Annotated in this window: 17 protein-coding genes and 1 pseudogene; 14 read left to right on the top strand and 4 right to left on the bottom strand. The window is 65.2% G+C overall.

The annotated features are described in order from the left end of the window. Positions 1-436: 436 nt before the first annotated feature. Together LR961_RS10165 and LR961_RS10170 are read left to right on the top strand one after the other, a co-directional pair. Positions 437-1,393 (top strand): annotated as a pseudogene (locus tag LR961_RS10165) (sensor histidine kinase); the annotation flags it as partial. Positions 1,394-1,418: 25 nt separating this feature from the next. Continuing rightward, positions 1,419-3,149 carry an EAL domain-containing protein gene (locus LR961_RS10170; RefSeq protein ID WP_232148749.1) on the top strand — a complete coding sequence of 577 codons (1,731 nt, stop codon included), beginning with the start codon at positions 1,419-1,421 and terminating at the stop codon, positions 3,147-3,149. 149 nt (positions 3,150-3,298) lie between these two features. On the opposite strand, the gene LR961_RS10175 is transcribed toward LR961_RS10170, so the two are convergent. From LR961_RS10175 to flgA, 4 genes are all read right to left on the bottom strand, one after another. Continuing rightward, positions 3,299-4,486, bottom strand: a complete 1,188-nt coding sequence (locus tag LR961_RS10175; RefSeq protein ID WP_232149307.1) for an ATP-binding protein — start codon at positions 4,484-4,486, stop codon at positions 3,299-3,301. 231 nt (positions 4,487-4,717) lie between these two features. After that, on the bottom strand, positions 4,718-5,056 hold the full coding sequence (locus tag LR961_RS10180; RefSeq protein WP_232148750.1) for a flagellar protein FlgN: 339 nt from the start codon (positions 5,054-5,056) through the stop codon (positions 4,718-4,720). Further along, positions 5,053-5,355: a flagellar biosynthesis anti-sigma factor FlgM gene (gene flgM, locus LR961_RS10185; protein WP_232148751.1), complete on the bottom strand. Its 303-nt coding sequence runs from the start codon at positions 5,353-5,355 to the stop codon at positions 5,053-5,055. The genes LR961_RS10180 and flgM overlap by 4 nt, the downstream gene beginning before the upstream one ends. A 64-nt stretch (positions 5,356-5,419) precedes the next feature. Then, the gene (flgA, locus tag LR961_RS10190) at positions 5,420-6,064 is read right to left on the bottom strand and encodes a flagellar basal body P-ring formation chaperone FlgA (protein ID WP_232148752.1); all 645 of its coding nucleotides are present in this window, start codon (positions 6,062-6,064) and stop codon (positions 5,420-5,422) included. A gap of 108 nt (positions 6,065-6,172) precedes the next feature. Between flgA and LR961_RS10195 the strand changes: the two genes are divergently transcribed. From LR961_RS10195 to flgL, 12 genes are all read left to right on the top strand, one after another. Next, entirely contained in the window at positions 6,173-7,120 is a 948-nt protein-coding gene (locus tag LR961_RS10195; protein ID WP_232148753.1) for a chemotaxis protein, read from the top strand. Between the two features lie 363 nt (positions 7,121-7,483). Beyond that, the gene (flgB, locus tag LR961_RS10200; protein ID WP_232148754.1) at positions 7,484-7,882 is read left to right on the top strand and encodes a flagellar basal body rod protein FlgB; all 399 of its coding nucleotides are present in this window, start codon (positions 7,484-7,486) and stop codon (positions 7,880-7,882) included. A gap of 11 nt (positions 7,883-7,893) precedes the next feature. Continuing rightward, the gene (gene flgC / locus LR961_RS10205) at positions 7,894-8,301 is read left to right on the top strand and encodes a flagellar basal body rod protein FlgC (protein WP_232148755.1); all 408 of its coding nucleotides are present in this window, start codon (positions 7,894-7,896) and stop codon (positions 8,299-8,301) included. 26 nt (positions 8,302-8,327) lie between these two features. Beyond that, complete coding sequence (locus tag LR961_RS10210; RefSeq protein WP_232148756.1) at positions 8,328-8,996, top strand: flagellar hook capping FlgD N-terminal domain-containing protein; 669 nt, start codon at positions 8,328-8,330, stop codon at positions 8,994-8,996. Positions 8,997-9,028: 32 nt separating this feature from the next. After that, a complete protein-coding gene (flgE, locus tag LR961_RS10215) occupies positions 9,029-10,249 on the top strand; it encodes a flagellar hook protein FlgE (protein ID WP_232148758.1) in 1,221 nt (406 codons plus the stop codon). A gap of 101 nt (positions 10,250-10,350) precedes the next feature. Further along, entirely contained in the window at positions 10,351-11,100 is a 750-nt protein-coding gene (locus tag LR961_RS10220; protein ID WP_232148759.1) for a flagellar basal body rod protein FlgF, read from the top strand. A 533-nt stretch (positions 11,101-11,633) separates the two neighbouring features. Then, positions 11,634-12,419, top strand: coding sequence for a flagellar basal-body rod protein FlgG (gene flgG / locus LR961_RS10225; RefSeq protein ID WP_232148760.1), 786 nt, complete (start codon positions 11,634-11,636; stop codon positions 12,417-12,419). Positions 12,420-12,438: 19 nt separating this feature from the next. Next, positions 12,439-13,128, top strand: a complete 690-nt coding sequence (flgH, locus tag LR961_RS10230) for a flagellar basal body L-ring protein FlgH (RefSeq protein ID WP_232148761.1) — start codon at positions 12,439-12,441, stop codon at positions 13,126-13,128. Between the two features lie 8 nt (positions 13,129-13,136). Continuing rightward, positions 13,137-14,249, top strand: a complete 1,113-nt coding sequence (locus LR961_RS10235; protein WP_232148762.1) for a flagellar basal body P-ring protein FlgI — start codon at positions 13,137-13,139, stop codon at positions 14,247-14,249. Position 14,250: 1 nt separating this feature from the next. Continuing rightward, complete coding sequence (gene flgJ / locus LR961_RS10240) at positions 14,251-15,441, top strand: flagellar assembly peptidoglycan hydrolase FlgJ (protein WP_232148763.1); 1,191 nt, start codon at positions 14,251-14,253, stop codon at positions 15,439-15,441. An 11-nt stretch (positions 15,442-15,452) separates the two neighbouring features. Beyond that, positions 15,453-17,330, top strand: coding sequence for a flagellar hook-associated protein FlgK (flgK, locus tag LR961_RS10245; protein ID WP_232148764.1), 1,878 nt, complete (start codon positions 15,453-15,455; stop codon positions 17,328-17,330). Continuing rightward, positions 17,330-18,532, top strand: a complete 1,203-nt coding sequence (gene flgL / locus LR961_RS10250) for a flagellar hook-associated protein FlgL (RefSeq protein WP_232148765.1) — start codon at positions 17,330-17,332, stop codon at positions 18,530-18,532. The genes flgK and flgL overlap by 1 nt, the downstream gene beginning before the upstream one ends. The last annotated feature ends 19 nt before the right edge of the window (positions 18,533-18,551 follow it).

The raw sequence follows: 18,551 nt of genomic DNA on the forward strand, positions 1-18,551 counted from the left end.
CTATCTCCATGCCCGGCAATCCGGGGACCTAACCGATAACGGCAACATCCCGGCAGAATTGAGCATTACGTCGTGCGGGCCGGCTGCGAGCCGTTAAGATGGCGCGTCGTTGCCTCGAAACTCCTTTGCCTTCATGGATGCCGGCCCGGCCTCACCCGCTCCCGCCCCCGTTTCCGCCTTGTCCCAGCGCAGGCTGCGGCGCCAAGCCGTGGCGTTGATCATTGCCGGGCTGGTATTGGCTGGCGCTGCCGGGATGTCACTGTTCAATGCGGGAAACGGTACCGAATGGGTGTCGTGGAGTGTGATGTTCGTCGCACTGTTTGCCACCTTCCCCCTGCTTCTGGGCCTTCGTTCGTCCACGCCGGCAGTAACCATCGTTCAACCGAAGGCTGACGGGGACGGCAAGGACGCCTTGCTGCACCAGCTGGGAACGGCCCTGCACGACGGCGTGGTGATCATCTGCGACGAGCACGTGCGTTACACCAACCCGGCCGCGACTGCCCTGCTCGGCCTCCAGCCCGGCCAGTGCGCCAGTGACGGTTTGCTGCAAGCCCTGCCCGTCGCCGAGACCAACCCCGGCGACGTATCAACCACCCAGAGCCTGCTGCTGCGTGCTGACGGCCAGTCGTTCCGTGCCGAACTCGCCCTCCAGCGTGTCCAGTATCAAGGCGCGGTCTGTCGCCTGGTGGTGGTCCGCGACCTGAGCGAGCTGGAAAGCGGACGCACCGCCCTGGCCACCAGCAATGCCGAACTGCAGGCCATGGCCGGGCGCCTGTTCTCGGTGCAGGAAGACGAGCGACGCTCGATTTCGCGTGACCTGCACGATGACATCGGCCAGGCCATCACCGCGATGAAGCTGGCCGCCTGCGCCGCCCGCGATGAGGAGGACACCCCGCGCCGTCAGGAGGATATCGACCAGATCATCGAACTGGCCGACAGCACCGTCACCAAGCTGCGCAACCTGTCGATGCTGCTGCGCCCACCCCAACTCGATGCCCTGGGCCTGGAAGCTGCACTGCGTTGGCAGGCCGGCATGCTGTTCCGCGCCACCCCGGTGGAACTGCTGCTGCACGTGGACACCTTGTCGCACCGGCCCAGCAATGAGGTGGAGCAGGCCTGCTTCCGCATCGCCCAGGAAAGCCTGACCAATGCGCTGCGCCACGCCCGCGCCAGCCAGGTCTCGCTGCTGCTGCGCGACGGCGGCGACGGCGAGCTGCACCTGCAGGTGATCGATGACGGCGAAGGTTTCGACCTGGCTGCGCCGCGTGGCCTGGGCATGATCGTAATGCGCGAGCGTGCGCAGAGTGCCGGCGGCAGCCTGCACATTGAAACCGCACCGGGTGAAGGCACCTGCATCAATCTGCGCCTGCCCTGCTCATCTGCCGCCTGCTGACCCGCCGTATCAGGACACAGTTCATATGTGGAATTACAACCCGCCCTCCAGTGTTGATCGCAATGACGCGCGGGCCGCCCGCCTGGGAGCGGGCAACCCCGAACTGACCGCGCTGGTCGAAGCGGCAAACCGCAACGGCCCGCCATTGATCCTGCTGCACCTGGACATCGACCACTTCGCCTCGGTCAACGAGAACATGAGCGCTGAAGTGGGCGACCAGGCGCTGGTGCTGATCGCCGAACGGCTGCGCGCCTTCCTGGACGGGCGCGGACGCCTGTGGCGGCATGGCAGTGACGAGTTCCTGCTGGCGGTGGAGCGCACCAGTGACGTGCCCGCGCCGGAAGAGTTTGCCGAGCAGATCCGCCAGCAGATGGAACTGCCGCTCTCCGTACTGCCCTACACGCTGTTCCTGACCGGCAAGATCGGCGTGAGCCTGTGCCCGGAACACGCCCGCAACGCCAACGCACTGCTCGACCTGGCCGAAGATGCCCTGCACCAGGCCAGCCGCGAAGGCGGCAATGCGGTGCATGTGCATGTGCTGCACAAGCCCAGCAGCGCGCATAGCGAAAGCATCATTTCAAGACAACTGATCGACGCCATCGAAAACGGCGAGCTGCGGCTGCGCTACCAGCCACTGGTCAGCGCACGCGACGGCCACGTGATCGGCATGGAGGCCCTGCTGCGCTGGCAGTCGCCCACCTTGGGCATGCTGGTGCCGGAGCGCTTCATGCGCACCGCGGAGCGGCTGGGCATCATCGTGCAGATCGGCAGCTGGGTCCTGGAAACGACCCTGCGCCAGGCACGCACCTGGCGTGACCAAGGCTTCGAAGACTTCAACGTGGCGGTCAACGTTTCCACGCTGCAGCTGTTGCGGCCCAGCTTCTTCACCGAAGTGATGGCACTGCTGCAGTCCATCGGCGTACCGCCACGCATGCTGACCCTTGAGATCAACGAAAGCGCGTTGACCAACAACGTCAATTTCGTCCACGAAACCCTGGCCAACCTGCGCAATGAAGGCATCAGCCTGAGCCTGGACAACTTCGGCACCGGCGACTCGAGCCTGAGCGCGCTGGTTCGTTACCCGGTGGACAAGCTCAAGATCGACCGCAGCTTCATCAAGAGTGCGCCAGCAGCCAACCGCGAGGCGGCGATCAGCCGCGCCATCATCGCCATGGGCCACCAGCTGGGCATGACGGTGATTGCCAACGGCGTGGAGACCCAGGCGCAGCTCGGCTTCATGCGTCGCAACGACTGCGATGTGTTCCAGGGCTATCTGTTCGGCGAACCGATGTCGGCCGACGCCGCTGGCATGACCTTGCGTCGTCGTTACCTGCGACCGGAAGCCTTCGCCGAAACCCGGCCGGACCGCACCCTGCTGCTGCTCGACGACGAGGAGAACGTGCTGCGCTCGCTGGTGCGCCTGTTCCGTCGAGACGGCTACCGCATCCTGGCCGCCGGCAATGTGCGCGATGCCTTCGACCTGTTGGCGATCAACGATGTGCAGGTGATCCTTTCCGACCAGCGCATGAGCGACATGAGTGGTACCGAATTCCTGGGCCGGGTGAAGATGCTGTACCCGGACACCATCCGCCTGGTCCTCTCCGGCTACACCGATCTCAACACGGTGACCGACGCGATCAACCGTGGCGCGATCTATCGGTTCCTGACCAAACCGTGGAACGACGACGAACTGCGCGAACATATCCGCCAGGCGTTCCGCACGCATGATGAAAGGCGCGGCGGGGTTCCGGCGTAAGCTCGCGCAGGTGCTGCTGCAGGAGCGCCGTAAGCAACCAAACCGGGGCAACTGGCGACAGCAGCGCCTGCGACTGCGTGCCGCTTCTGCAACGGCCGCAACATTGGCTTCGCGGCTTACGCCGCTCCTGCAGTGATTTTCCGGCGCTGTTACTTCGGCTGGCGAACCGGCAGTACCACACGGAAGCGCGAGCCCTCACCGACCGTGCTTTGCAGGTCAATGCGGCCATGGTGCTTGTTGATGATGCCGTAGGAGATCGACAGGCCCAAACCGGTGCCGCTGCCAACAGGTTTGGTGGTGAAGAACGGGTCGAAGATGCGCTGGTGCAGCTCCGGTGAAATACCCGCTCCATCGTCCTGGAACTCCACCCACACCTCATCGCCTTCCACGCCGGTACTGACGGCGATGTTGCCGCGATCGGCAATGGCATGGCCGGCATTGAGCAGCAGGTTCATGTAGACCTGGTTCAACTCCGAGGGCAGGCATTCGATCATCGGCAGCTCGCCGTAACGGCGCTCCAGCGTGACCTTGTACTTGAGCTCGTTCCAGATGATGTTGATGGTCGATTCCAGGCCGGCATGCAGATCCACCAGCTTCCACGACTCGTCACGCCCGGAGTACGAAAAATCCTTCAGGTCGCGCACGATGCGCGTCACCCGCTCGATGCCTTCGCGGGATTCGGCCATCAGCTGCGGGAGGTCGCGGCTGATGAAGTCGATGTCCAGACGGTCGCGGATGTCATCGATCTCGGCGATCAGCGCCTTGGGATCCGGCGCGCGCAGGGCGCGCTCGTAGGATTCGATCACCGTGAACAGACTGCGCAGGTACTCCTGCAGACTGCCCAGGTTGGAATGCACGTAGCCGATGGGGTTGTTGATCTCATGCGCGACGCCGGCGGCCAGCTGGCCGATGGAAGCCATCTTCTCCGACTGCAGCAGCTTTTCCTGCGCGCCATTGAGCCGCAAATAGGCTTGACGCAGCTCGGCATGACGCTGTTGCAGCTCACGCTCGTAGTCTTCCGGACCTTCGATGTGCTGGAACAACGCCAGGAAGGCTTCGCCGTTGGCATCGGCGTGGTGGTGCAGGTGCACGGTGATCACCCGCTCGCCGATGGGCAAACTGCCCACCCAGGTACCGCTCTCGCGCGATTGCGCCAATGCGAACGGCGGCAGCAGGGCTTCCAGCGCACGCGCCAGGCCGGCGCTGCCGCTTGCGTCCACACCGAACAGTTCCCGCGCCAGCTGGTTGGCGATGCTCACTTCCAGCCTGCCATTGAATACCAGCATGCCGTGCCGGACACGCTCGCCCAATGCGCGCAACGCGTTGATGGACGGCATCGGGGCAAGGGAGGAACTGTCGATCTGGATCACGGGCGGACACAGCAGCTTGGGACGGGGCCGCCACTATAGCCGGATGCGACATGCGCATCGCTGCCGGTCGCATACACGGCAGCGCCGAGCTGCGCCCGGCAGGGTGTTACCGGACGGGGGCACGGTAGCGGCGGGCCATGCGAGGCTGGAGCGCCACCGGGAGGCCCGGCCGAGCGTGGCTCGGCTCTACCGGTGAGGTCAGGCCACCGCGAGGGGGCGCCGGGCGTGCAGCGTCTGGGCCTGGCCCTTGGCGTCATAGGCCGGCGCGTCTTCACTACGGCCCAGTTGGCGCAATGCCCAGTTCACTTCGCGGCGGCGGCGGGCCAGCAGCGCACCATTGGCCTGGTTGCGATCAGCCAGCTCTTTCAGCCGTTCGGCCTGCTCCAGCGGCGGTTGCCGCTCGAGCTCACGCAGCGCATCCAGCTTGGTGCCGGTGGCGGCGACCAGGGCGGCGACGTCGTGTTCGACCAGCGCCTTCTGCTCCCGGTCCAGCGCCTCGCTCAGCCGTTGCAGCGGATCACCCATGGACAGGTTCATCCCTGAAGCTGCTGGTCCAGGTCCAGCATGCGTGAAGCAATGGCGTCGGCGTTGATCCGGTAGCTGCCGTTCTCCAGCGCCTCGCGTACGGCCTGCACGCGGGCCGGATCAATGGCCGGGGCCACGCTCAGTTCACGCTGTACGGCCTGCAGCTGGGTGGCTTCGCCGGTAAGGCGCACGCTGTCGGCAGCCTGCACCGCCTCGGTCTTGGATTCGCCGGCCGGGGCCACCTTGGTATTGATCGCAACGCTGCGCAGCTGGGCTGCGGCTGCGATTCCACCGTCGATTTTCTGGCTCATGTGATGGAAATCCTGAATTCGGTTCGAAAAGGTTAACGGCACGGAGACGCGGTTCTTTAGGGCTCTATCGGCTGACCAGCACATCGCCACCGGGCAGGGCCACACCCTGCATCACCCGGCGTGAAGACAGGTTCTCCACCGAGACCCGTTCGCCCTGCCCGGCCTCGCCCAATGCGCGCCCGGCCATGCGCACTTCCACACCGCCACGACGGGACAGCAGTGCCACATTGTCGCCGCGCCGTACGATGCGCGGTGCCACCAGATCGGTGGCCGACAGCAGACTGCCTGCAGCCAGCGAACGGCGCGCGACCTGACCGACGGCAGCCTCCGGGGTGGTCAGTACCGCCCCGGAGAGCCGCGCGGTATCACGCCGCACCTTGCCGATATCGGCAGCGCCAAGCATTTCTCCAGCGGCAACCCCACGCGTGAGCACCAGCACCTGCTGCTCGCGGCGGACTTTCACCGGCACGAACAGGCGCCAGCCGCCGGACTGCGGGCAACCCACTTCCACCGTGGTGTTGGCGGTGGCCTTGGCCTGCAGCGGCACCGGACAGGCAGGCAGACGCAGGCCCGCGTCCACACCCGCCTCGCCCTGCTCACCCGGCGCCAGCGTGCCGAGCGCGGCGACACGGATCGATTCGACCGACTGGAATGCGCCCGCCTGGGCAACAGCGGGCAGCAACAGACATAAACAAAGCAGCAGGCGCATGCGGATGGCACTCCAACAATTCACAACCCGGCTACAGGCAAGTGCCGTGCCAAAACGTGCCTCGCCGACCCGGCTCAAGTTGCCGCGCCTCTGCGCCGATACCGGGGCATGTCACAAGACCTGCTCAACCGGATCGACCAGCGCACCCGCCTGGCCGGCCACAACCGCCTCGCTCTACTGCTGTTCCGTCTTGGCGGCCGTCAGCTTTTTGGCGTGAACGTGTTCAAGGTGCAGGAGGTGCTGCGCCGCCCGGCCCTGTTCCATGTACCCGGGCTACCACCGCAGTTTGCCGGCGTGGCTGACGTGCGTGGCCGTTCGGTACCTGTGCTGGACCTGGGCCTGGCCATCGGCCACCCGGAACGCGAGCCCGAGGCCGACACCGCGCCGGGCTACCTGGTGGTGACCGAGTTCAACCGTTCGGTGCAGGGCTTCCTGGTCAGCGGGGTGGAGCGCATCGTCAACATCGCGGTGGAAGACATCCATCCGCCGCCGGAGCTGGGCGCCGAGTCCACCTATCTGACGGCGGTGACGCGCTTCCAGGGCGAGCTGATCCAGGTGATCGACGTGGAAAGCGTGCTGGCCGACATCGCCCAGCTGCGCGGCGAAGCCATCCTCGACCCCTCGATGGCCCTGCCGGCCGATGCGCCGCCGATGCAGGTACTGGTCGTGGACGACTCGCGCGTGGCACGCCAGCAGATCCGCAGCGTGCTCGACCAGCTCGGTGTCACCGCCACCCTGCTCTCCGACGGCAAGCAGGCGCTGGAGCACCTGCTGCAGATCCAGGCCGCCGGCGAGGACCCGGCGCAGCGTTACGCCATGGTGATCTCCGACATCGAGATGCCGGCGATGGACGGTTACACCCTGACGACGGAAATCCGCCGCCATGCCGGCCTGGCCGGCTTGTATGTGCTGCTGCACACCTCCCTGTCGGGCGTGTTCAACAACGCCATGGTCGAACGTGTGGGCGCCAATGCCTTTGTCGCCAAGTACAGCCCGCATGAGTTGGCCGACTTTGTGCTGGCACGGCTGCGGGTGGTGGCTCAGCAGCAGGCGTGAGGCTTCAGCAGGACAAAGAGCTGGAGCAGGAACGCCCTCATCCGCCCTTCGGGCACCTTCTCCCGTAGACGGGAGAAGGGATGTGATTGCCTGTTCCCAAGGCGCGCTTCGAGTTCGGCGTTAATACGCCCTGGCGATACCTGAACAAGACAGGGAAGCTCCAGGCCAGGCAAAACCGGAACGGCCCTCCCTTCTCCCGTATACGGGAGAAGGTGCCCGTAGGGCGGATGAGGGGAAGCTTCTGCTTCTGCTTTTTTTTGTCTTGTATCTGTCGCCACATCCCGCAGCCTCCGGCTGCCTCGCCACCGCCCTTCTGGCACAAGCCTTGCAGCTTCCCCGGCAACGTTCCGTGGGAGGCGCATCATGCCCAACCTGATTTCCGACTACCTGGGCATCCATGCCCAGGCCATGCCGCTGCGCGAGCAGCGCATGAAGCTGATCGCCGGCAACCTCAGCAACGCCGATACCCCCGGCTACAAAGCCCGTGATCTCGACTTTGACGCCGCCCTGCGCCATGCCCAGGGCGCCAGCAGCAACGCGCTGATGACCACCACCGCCGAGCGGCATTACGCCATCGGCGGCGATGGACTCAACCCGTTCCAGATCACCCGCGAGGCGGCGCAGCCTAGCCTGGACGGCAACACCGTCGATCCCGACGTCGAGCGTGCCGCTTACGGCCGCGCCGCGCTGGAATACCGCGCGTCACTGAGCTTCGTCGAATCCAAGGTGCGCTCCATGCTCACCGCGATCACCGGCCAGTAAGGGCTACCGCCATGAGCAATCTACCGATCTTCGATATCGCCGGCTCCGCGTTGCAGGCGCAGTCCGTGCGCATGAGCACCATTGCCTCCAACCTGTCCAACGCCGACTCGGTCGCCGGTTCGCCCGAAGCGGTGTACAAGCCGCTGGAGCCGGTGTTCCAGGCTGTCACCAGCCGCCATGACCCGAACCTCACCGGCGTGCAGGTCAAGGAAATCGCGCAAAGCGATGCACCACCGATCAAGCGCTACGAGCCCAACCACCCGCTGGCAGATGGCGAAGGCTATGTCTATTCGCCGGACGTCGACCCGGTGGCGCAGATGGTCAATCTGATCTCCACCTCACGCAATTACCAGGCCGGTGTGGAAATGCTCAGCACTGCCAAGGAGCTTGCCCTGGCCACGTTGACCATGGGCCGCTGAGGCACCTCTTTCCGGAATCAACAGACATGACCAGCGTCAACACCGACCTTTACGGTTCACTCGGCCTTACCGGCCAGACCACCGCCAACACCAAGAAGAAGGACAGCCTCGACCAGGCCGACTTCCTGAAACTGATGACCACCCAGTTGCAGCATCAGGACCCCACCAAGCCGATGGACAACAGCCAGATGGTTGCGCAGATGGCGCAGCTGTCCACCGTGCAGGGCATCACCGATCTCAACAACACGGTCAAGGGCTTCCAGAGCGCGATGTCCAGCGACCAGATCCTGCGTGGTGCGGCACTGGTCGGCCATGAAGTGCTGGTCCCTTCGACCAAGCTCTCGCTGGGCGAGGAAGGCAATGCCAGCGGCACCGTAGCCGCCCCGAGCCCCGGCACCGTCACCATCGACATCACCGATGCCAATGGCGTGAAGGTGGACCAGCTCAGCGTCACCGCCGACGCCGCCGGTGAAGTGGCTTTCGACTGGGACGGCACCGACGCCGACGGCAAGCGCATGCCCGCCGGCAGCTACACGCTGACTGCTACCCACACCGACTCCAGTGGCGCGCAAAGCAAGCTCAGCACCTACGTTCAGGCCGAAGTCGAGAGCGTGACCGTCGGCTCGGACGGCCTGTACCTGAATCTCAAGGATCTGGGCACCGCCCCGCTCGACTACGTGCTCCGCATCAGCTGAGCCAACCCACGCATTCGCCAGGAGTAACCATCATGGGTTTCAACGTATCGCTGTCCGGCATCAATGCCGCCAACGCTGACCTGAACGTCACCGCCAACAACATCGCCAACGTCAACACCACCGGCTTCAAGGAATCGCGCGCCGAATTCGCCGACATGTTCAACTCGACCAGCTATGGCCTGTCGAGCAATGCCATCGGCTCGGGCGTGCGCCTGACCAACGTTGCCCAGCAGTTCTCGCAGGGCAACATCGACCAGACCGGCCGCAGCCTGGACTTGGCGGTGGAAGGCGAAGGCTTCTTCACCATGAGCATGAACGGCAGCCGCGTGTACTCGCGCGCCGGCAACTTCCAGACCGACAACAACGGTTACGTGGTCAATCCGCAGGGTGCACGCCTGCAGGTGTTCGCCCCCAGCGCAGACGGCACGCGCTTCGATGGCCAGCTCACCGACCTGCAACTGCTGACCACCGACAGCCCGCCCAAGCAGAGCAGCCTGGTCAACATGGCCTTCACCCTGCCCGGCAACGCCGCCGAGCCGACGGTGGGCACCTTCGACCCGACCGACTCCAACAGCTACAACCATTCCACCGGCGGCGTGACCGTGTATGACTCGCTGGGCGTGAGCCACATGCAGACGTCCTACTTCGTGAAGACCGCCAACGCCAACGAATGGGAAGTGCACAACTACGTCGACGGCCAGCCGGCCGGCACACCGACCCTCCTGCAGTTCTCCGACAGCGGCACGCTGACCAACCCGGCCAACGGCCGCGTCACACTGGATCCGTTCACCCCCAGCACCGGCGCCGGCGTGGTCAACCTGACCCTGGATCTTTCCGGCTCGACCCAGTACGGCGAGAAGTTCGCCATGCGCGATACCCGCCAGGACGGCTACGCGGCGGGCAAGCTCAACGAGATCAGCATCTCCGAGGAAGGCGTCGTCTACGCGCGTTACTCCAACGGCGATGACAAGCCGCTGGGCCAGGTGGCGCTGACCACGTTCAACAATCCGCAGGGCCTGCAGAACCAGGGCAACAACCTGTGGGTTGAGACCTTCTCCTCCGGCAGCCCGCGTACCGGTGCACCGGACAGCTCGGACCTGGGCCAGATCCAGGCCGGCTCACTGGAAGCCTCGACCGTGGACCTGACCGAGCAGCTGGTGAACATGATCGTGGCCCAGCGCAACTTCCAGGCCAACGCGCAGATGGTTTCCACGCAGGACCAGATCACCCAGACGATCATCAACATCCGTTGATGACGCAGGGATTGAGGAACCCGGGAGCGGGAGATGGCGAAAGCCTCACCCGCCCCTGATTCACCAATCCCCAACCCCGACTCCCTCATACCGGCCCCCAGATGGACAAAGCCCTTTACGTCGCCATGACCGGTGCCCGCGCCTCGCTTCAGGCGCAATCCACCGTCTCGCACAACCTGGCCAATGCCAACACCCCCGGCTTCAAGGAAGCGCTGGCAAACACCGAGGCATTCCGCATCCAGGGGCCGGGCTTTGCTTCGCGCGTGGATGCACTGCACGTGGATGCAGGTTTCAACCGCCGCGTCGGTGCGCAGCAGATCACCGGCAATGCATTGGATCTGTCGTTGCAGCCGGGCAACTGGCTGGCCGTGCAATCGGTCGATGGCAGCGAGGCCTATACACGCGGCGGCGCGCTGTCGTTGACCCCCAATGGGCAGCTTGTCACCGCCGAAGGCAATGCCGTGCTCGATGAGAACGGCAACCCGGTTGCGGTGCCGCCGCACCAAGCGATCGAGATCGGTCATGACGGCACCTTGTCGATCATCCCGCTGGGCGAAGGCCCGCAGACCATGGCCATGATAGGCCGCCTGCGCGTGGTGGATGCGGACAACGAACAGCTGACCCGCGGCCTCGATGGCCTGATGCGCAACACCACCCCGCAACAGCCATTCGCCCAGGCGCAGGGCAAATCACTGGACAGCGGCGTGCTGGAATCCAGCAATGTGGATGCCGCCGGCGCACTGGTGCAGATGATCCAGCTACAGCGTCAGTTCGAGATGCAGGTGAAGGTCATCAAGCACGGTGACGAGAATGCGCGCAGTGCCAACACCCTGCTGCGACTGAACGGCTGACGCGAATTGTAGGAGCGGCGTAAGCCGCGAAGCTGATGATGCCGGAACAACAGCAACATCCGCGATCCTGGCGTCGCCATTTTCAAGGCGCTTCTTTCTGCTACGAGCTTCGCGGCTCACGCCGCTCCTACAAGAAGTGAGGAGCGCTCGCCGCCGTAGGAGCGGCCTTGGCCGCGAGGCTGGCAATGCGGGAACAACAGCACCAATCGCCATCCCTGGATCAGCGATGACATGGCGCGCTCCGTGCTGCGTGCTTCGCGGCTGACGCCGCTCCTACAAGTAGCAGGGGACACGCGCCCTCGCAGGAGTGGCGTAAGCCGCGAAACCGGCGCCACCGCAACAACAGCGCGAATCGCGATTCCCCAAATCGCCATCGGCACGACGCTTCCGACGCCACGCGCTTCGCGGCCAAGGCCGCTCCTACGACAGCGCTGCATCCGGCGCCAACATCCCGCCGCCATTTCTGGCACGGCCCATGCATTGACTACGGCAAGGGCCGCCGTGGCCGGCATCAGCAGCAGAGGAACCGCACCATGAATCAGGCATTGTGGGTCGCAAAGACCGGCCTGGACGCGCAACAGACGCGCATGTCCGTTGTCTCCAACAACCTGGCCAACACCAACACCACCGGATTCAAGCGTGACCGCGCCAGCTTTGAAGACCTGCTCTATCAGCAGGTGCGACAGCCCGGTGGTTCCTCCTCGGCGCAGACGCAGTTGCCGACTGGCCTGCAGCTGGGTACCGGTGTGCGCGTGGTCGCCACGTCCAAGCACTTCGAACAGGGCAGCCAGCAGCAGACCGGGCGCGCGATGGATGTGATGGTCAATGGGCGCGGCTTCTTCGAAGTGATGATGCCCGACGGCACTTCCGCCTACACGCGCGACGGCAGCTTCCAGATCAACGCCCAGGGCGAGATGGTCACCAACAGTGGTTATCCGGTGCAGCCGGGCATCCAGATCCCCGAAGGGGCGCAGTCGATGACCATCGGCACCGACGGCACCATCAGCGTGAAGATGGCCGGCGAAGCGGCCTCGGTGGAAATCGGCTCCTTGACGCTCACCGATTTCATCAACCCGGCGGGCCTGCAATCCAAGGGCGAAAACCTGTACCTGGAAACCACCGCCTCCGGCCCCGCCCAGAACGGAACACCCGGCCTCAACGGCCTGGGCAGTGTCGTGCAGGGTGCGCTGGAAGGCAGCAACGTCAATGTGGTCGAAGAACTGGTGTCGATGATCGAAACCCAGCGCGCCTATGAAATGAATGCGAAGGCCATCTCCACCACCGACTCGATGCTCGGCTACCTCAACAACAACGTCTGAGCTGCCCAGGAGTCCCGTCATGAACCGCACCACGTTGCTGCGCCATCTTTCCGTCGCCGTATCCGTCGCCCTGCTGGGTGGCTGCACGCTGGCCGGAGATGTCCGCCCCTACCCGATGATGGCGCCGATCCAGCCCATCGTCGCGCCCGCGGCCACGCCCAGCGCCGGCGCCATCTACGCCGCAGGGCCTGGCCTGAATCTTTACGGCGACCGGCGTGCGCGTGATGTTGGTGACCTGCTGACCATCACCCTGGTCGAGAACACCACCGCCACCACCACCGCAAGTACCGCCATCAGCAAGGACTCGAACATCGAGATCGGGTCGCCAACGCTGTTCGGCGCACCGGTCACGCTGGGCGGCAAGGACATCCTCAGCGCATCGGCCGGCGGCGAACGCGATTTCACCGGCAAGGGCAACAGCGCGCAGAGCAACCGCCTGCAAGGCAATGTGACCGTCACGGTGATCCAGCGCCTGCCCAACGGCAATCTGGTAGTGCAGGGGCAGAAGAACCTGCGCCTGAACCAGGGCGATGAACTGGTGCAGATCCAGGGCGTGGTACGCGCAGCCGACATCAGCACCGAGAACACCATTCCCTCCAGCCGCGTTGCTGATGCGCGCATCGTCTACGGTGGCCGTGGCGCGGTTGCCCAGTCCAACGCGATGGGTTGGCTGGGCCGCTTCTTCAACTCAGCGTTCGCGCTGTTCTGAGCATGACCATGCGTACTTTCCCTTTTCTCCGTAGCGCGTTGCTGGTGCTGGCCGTGGCCTGCGCCCTGCCCGCCCATGCCGAGCGCATCAAGGACCTTGCCCAGGTCGGCGGCGTGCGCGGCAATGCGCTGGTGGGTTACGGCCTGGTGGTTGGCCTGGATGGCAGCGGTGACCGCACCAGCCAGGCACCGTTCACCGTGCAGAGCCTGAAGAACCTGCTGGGCGAACTCGGCGTCAACGTGCCGTCCAACGTCAACCCACAGTTGAAGAACGTTGCCGCCGTCGCGATCCACGCCGAGTTGCCGCCATTCGCCAAGCCAGGCCAGGCCATCGACATCACCGTGTCCTCGGTCGGCAACGCGGTATCGCTGCGCGGTGGTTCGCTGTTGATGGCGCCGCTGAAAGGCGCCGACGGCCAGGTCTACGCCATCGCCCAGGGCAACCTGGTGGTCGGTGGTTTCGGTGCGCAGGGCAAGGACGGCTCGCGCATGTCGGTCAACATTCCCAGCGTCGGCCGCATCCCCAACGGTGCCACCGTCGAGCGCGCCCTGCCCGACGTGTTTGCCGGCGCCAGCGAAATCACCCTGAACCTGCACCAGAACGATTTCACCACCGTCTCGCGGATGGTCAGCGCGTTGAACTCAACCTTCGGCGATGGTGCCGCGCGTGCGGTTGATGGCGTCACCGTCGCCGTGCAGGCGCCAACCGACCCCGGCGCGCGCATCGGCATGCTGGCGCGTATCGAAAACGTGGAGCTCTCGCCAGGCACTGCGCCGGCGCGGGTGGTGGTCAACTCACGCACCGGCACCGTGGTGATCGGCGCGCAGGTGCGGGTCAGCCCGGCCGCGATCGCCCACGGCTCCTTGACGGTGACCGTCAGCGAATCGGCGCAGATCAGCCAGCCAAACGCCTTTGCCGGCGGCCAGACCGTGGCCGTGCCGCAATCGACCATCACCGCCAGCAATGAAGGCAGCCGCATGTTCCGCTTCGATGGCGGCGCGACGCTGGATGAAATCGTGCGCGCGGTCAATGAGGTCGGCGCCGCACCGGGTGACCTGATCGCCATCCTGGAAGCACTCAAGCAGGCCGGTGCGTTGAGCGCCGAGCTTGAGGTGATCTGACATGCGCATCGCCGCCTCGCCACTGGAACTGAATCCTGCCCTTGCCAACGACCCGGCCAAGATCGACAAGGTCGCCCGTCAGCTTGAAGGCCAGTTCGCGCAGATGCTGATCAAGAGCATGCGCGCGGCGAGCTTTGGCGATTCGCTGTTCCCCGGCGAGAACCAGATGTTTCGCGAGATGTACGACCAGCGCATCGCCGAACAGATGACGCGCGGTCGCGGGCTGGGATTGTCCTCGGTGATTGCCCGGCAGCTGGGCGCGGCCGATGCCGCCGGCAATACGCCGGTCGATCCCGCACTGAAACCCAGCGACGCCGCCCGCGCCTATCAGCTCAACGCACCGCCCGCAGCGGCGCTGCCCCTGCATGGCAGTACGCCAGCGCTGGATGATCCATTGGCGCAGCTTGGCGCCAGCGAACGTGCTGCCTACATGACGCCGCAGGCGCAGGCGCTTGACCTGATTGCCGGCCGCGACACCAGCAGCCTGCATGCCGCGCTGGGCAGCAACAATCCCTACGAATCCCCGGGGTTGGCCGATGCACCGGACTGGGCAGTGGGCAACGACCGTTGGAACAATGTCACGGCCAGCGAGCGCAGCCAGAGCGTGGACAATGCCCAGGCCAATCTTGCCGCCGACCAGCTTGGCAAGCACACCCCCGAAGGCTTCGTGGCCAGCATCTGGCCACATGCCGAACGCGCCGCGCGCGAACTCGGTGTCAACCCTCGCGCACTGGTCGCACAGGCAGCGCTGGAAACCGGCTGGGGCAAGCGCCACATCAAGCGCGACAACGGCGACAGCAGTCACAACCTGTTCGGCATCAAGGCCAACGGCTGGAGCGGTGAGCGCGCCACCACCGGCACCCACGAGTACGTCAACGGCCAGCGCCGCAATGAAACCGCCAGCTTCCGCGCCTACGGCTCGGTGGCCGAAAGCTTCGGCGACTACGTTCGCATGCTGAAGAACAGCCCGCGCTACCAGGCCGCACTCAAGGCCGGCAGCGATGTGCGTGGCTTCGCCCAGGGCCTGCAACGCGCCGGCTACGCAACCGATCCGTCCTACGCCGCAAAGATTGCCGCCATCGCCGCCGGACCCACCATCGAACGCGCGGTTGCCGCCATCGATGATGCCGGCACGCGATTCGGCCAGACCTTTGCCAGCACCACCGGTTTGACCGGCACCACCCGTCGTTGAGATAGACGCCCATGTCCAATGTTCTTTCCACCGGTACCAGTGCGCTCATCGCGTTCCAGCGCGCACTGGCGACCGTCAGCCACAACGTGGCCAACATCAAGACCGACGGCTACAGCCGCCAGAGGGTGGACTTCGCCACGCGCAATCCCACCGATGTGGGCTACGGCGACGTGGGCAACGGCACCAGGATCACCGACATCCGTCGCGTCGCCGACCAGTTGGCCATCTCGCGCCTGCTCGACAGCAACGGCGAGTTGGCCCGGTTGAAGCAGTTGTCCGGCATGGCTGACCGCGTCGATGCGTTGTTCTCGGATACCGCCACTGGCGTCAATGGCGTGTGGTCCAACTTCTTCGATTCGATCAACGGCCTTTCCTCCAACGCATCGGCCACGGCAGACCGCCGCAGCATGCTCGACAGCGCCACCACCCTGGTCAATCGCTTCAAGCAGCTCAACAGCAACCTTGATTCGCTGAACAGCGAAGTCAACAACGGATTGATCTCCGCCGCCACCGAGGTCAACCGGCTGGCAGCGGAGATCGCCCAGATCAATGGTGTGATCGGAAGCAACGCTGCCGCCGCGGCACCGGACCTGCTGGATCACCGCGATCAGCTCATCACCCAACTGGTTGGTTACACCGGCGGCACCGCGGTTATCCAGGACGGCGGCGTCATGAACGTCTACTCCGCCGGCGGTCATGCGCTGGTGGTGGGCACCACCGCCTCGGAGATCACCACCGCCACGGACCCCTACCGTCCCGAGCGGTTGCAGCTGGCGATCAAGACCCAGGGCATGACCGTCACCCTGGACAGCAAGGCGATGGGTGGCCAGATCGGCGGTTTCATGGAGTTCCGCGACACCGTGCTGACACCGGCACAGGCCGAACTGGGGCGTATTGCCGTGGGCTTGGCGCTGTCGTTCAACGATGCCCACCGCGAAGGCATGGACCTGTACGGGGACATGGGCGTCGACTTCTTCAACCTTGCACCTCCAAAGGTATCGGCACACAGCGGCAACACCGGCGGCGCCACGCTGACCGCCAGCTTTGGTGATACCACCGCGCTCGATGGCCAGAACCTGCTGTTGAAGTTCAACGGCACCAGCTGGGAAGCCACCCGCGCCGACACCGGCGCCAGCGTAGCGATGACCGGCAGCGGCACTGCGGCCGACCCGTTCGTGGTCAACGGCGTGGAATTCGTGGTCGGCGGCACCCCAGCGGCCAACGACCGCTTCCTGCTGCAGCCGACCGCCTCGGCAACCGATGGCCTGTCGGTTGCGATCACCGATCCTTCGCGCATCGCCGCAGCCAACCCGATCAACGGCGCGGCCAACGTGGGCAACACCGGCACCGGTGTGCTCGGCAAGATCGACGTGATCGACGTCAACAACCCGGCGCTGCTCAACCCGGCCAGCATCAGCTTCGTCGATGCCGACCATTACATGATCGATGGCACCGGCCCGTTCCCGTATACGCCGGGCCAGACCATCAGCGCCAATGGCTGGAGCATGGTGCTCGACGGCAAACCAGCCGCCGGCGACAGCTTCACCGTGGGCCGCACCGCCGCCGGCTCCAGCGACAACGGCAATGCGTCTCGCCTGGCAGCGGTGGAAGACGCCAAAGCCTTCAACAACGGCACGGTGACACTCAACGGCGCACTGGGCGGACTGACCACGCAGGTGGGCTCGGCCGCACGCGCAGCCGAGTACTCGCTGCAGGCGCAGCAGACCATCAACGACAACGCCAAGGCGTCGCGCGACTCGATCTCCGGCGTCAACCTCGACGAGGAGGCAGCGGACATGCTGCGGCTGCAACAGGCTTACCAGGCCGCGTCGCAGCTGATCTCCACCGCCGACAACATGTTCCAGACGATTCTCAAGGCGGTGGGCTGATGAACAACCGTATCTCCAGCAACATGATGTACGACCAGTCGGTGTCGCTGATGCTGGCCAAACAGAGCAAGCTCTCGCATCTGGAGCAGCAGCTGGCCACCGGCAAGAAGATCGTCACCGCCAAGGACGATCCGGTCGCAGCCGGTACAGCCGTCGGCATGGACCGCGTGCTGGCCGAACTGGAACAGTTGGGCAAGAACGCCGATACCGCGCAGAACCGCCTGGGGCTGCAGGAGAACGTGCTTGCGCAGGCCGGCGAGCTGCTGCAACGCGTGTCCGACCTCACCGTCCAGGCAAACAACCCGGCACTGTCGCCCGAAGACCGCAAGACCGTGGCCAGCGAGCTGAAGTCGATCAAGGATTCGCTGCTGGCCCTTGCCAACACCACCGACGGTACCGGCCGCTATCTGTTCGGCGGCGCAGCCGATGCCAGCCCGCCGTTCTCGCTGACCAATGGCGTGGTCACCTACAACGGCGACCAGACCCAGCGCCAGGTGGAAGTCGCTCCGGGCACCTTCGTCAAGGATGCGTTGCCGGGCAGCGAGATCTTCATGCGCATCCGCACCGGTGACGGCACCGTCGATGGCCGCGCCGCCAGCACCAATACCGGCCAGGCGGTACTCAACGATGTCAGCCGCGACGGCTCCGGCAGCTGGGATGGCTCCAGCTACACCCTGCGCTTCACCGCGCCGGATACCTACGAGGTGGTCGACGCGAGCAACAACGTGGTCGGCACCGGCACCTACACCAGCGGTGAGGATGTCGTGTTCCAGGGGCTGCGCATGCGTATTGATGGCGCCCCCGCAGCGGGCGATGAATTCAGCGCAGGCACCGCCGGTGCCCGCGATGTGTTCGGCACCATCGACCAGCTGGTGCAGACCCTGCAGATGGATACCTCCACCCCGGCGGCACGCGCGGCACAGCAGAACGCGCTGCAGGCCAGCATCCGCGACGTCCGCCAGGCGTCCAACGCCATGATCGACACGCGCGCGGCAGGTGGCGCACAGCTGCTGGCCATCGACAACGCCGCCGAGCAACGCGAAGCCAACACCGTCACCCTGAAGAGCACGCTCTCGCAGATGCGTGACCTCAACTACGCCGAGGCCATCGGGCAGTACCAGCTCGAAGGCGCGGCCCTGCAGGCGGCACAGACCATCTTCACCCAGATGCAGTCGATGTCGCTGTTCAACATGATCCGCTGATCCAAATCCAAGGCAGCCA

Origin of the sequence: Stenotrophomonas sp. SY1 (genome assembly GCF_021202945.1) — a bacterium.
GTDB lineage: Bacteria > Pseudomonadota > Gammaproteobacteria > Xanthomonadales > Xanthomonadaceae > Stenotrophomonas.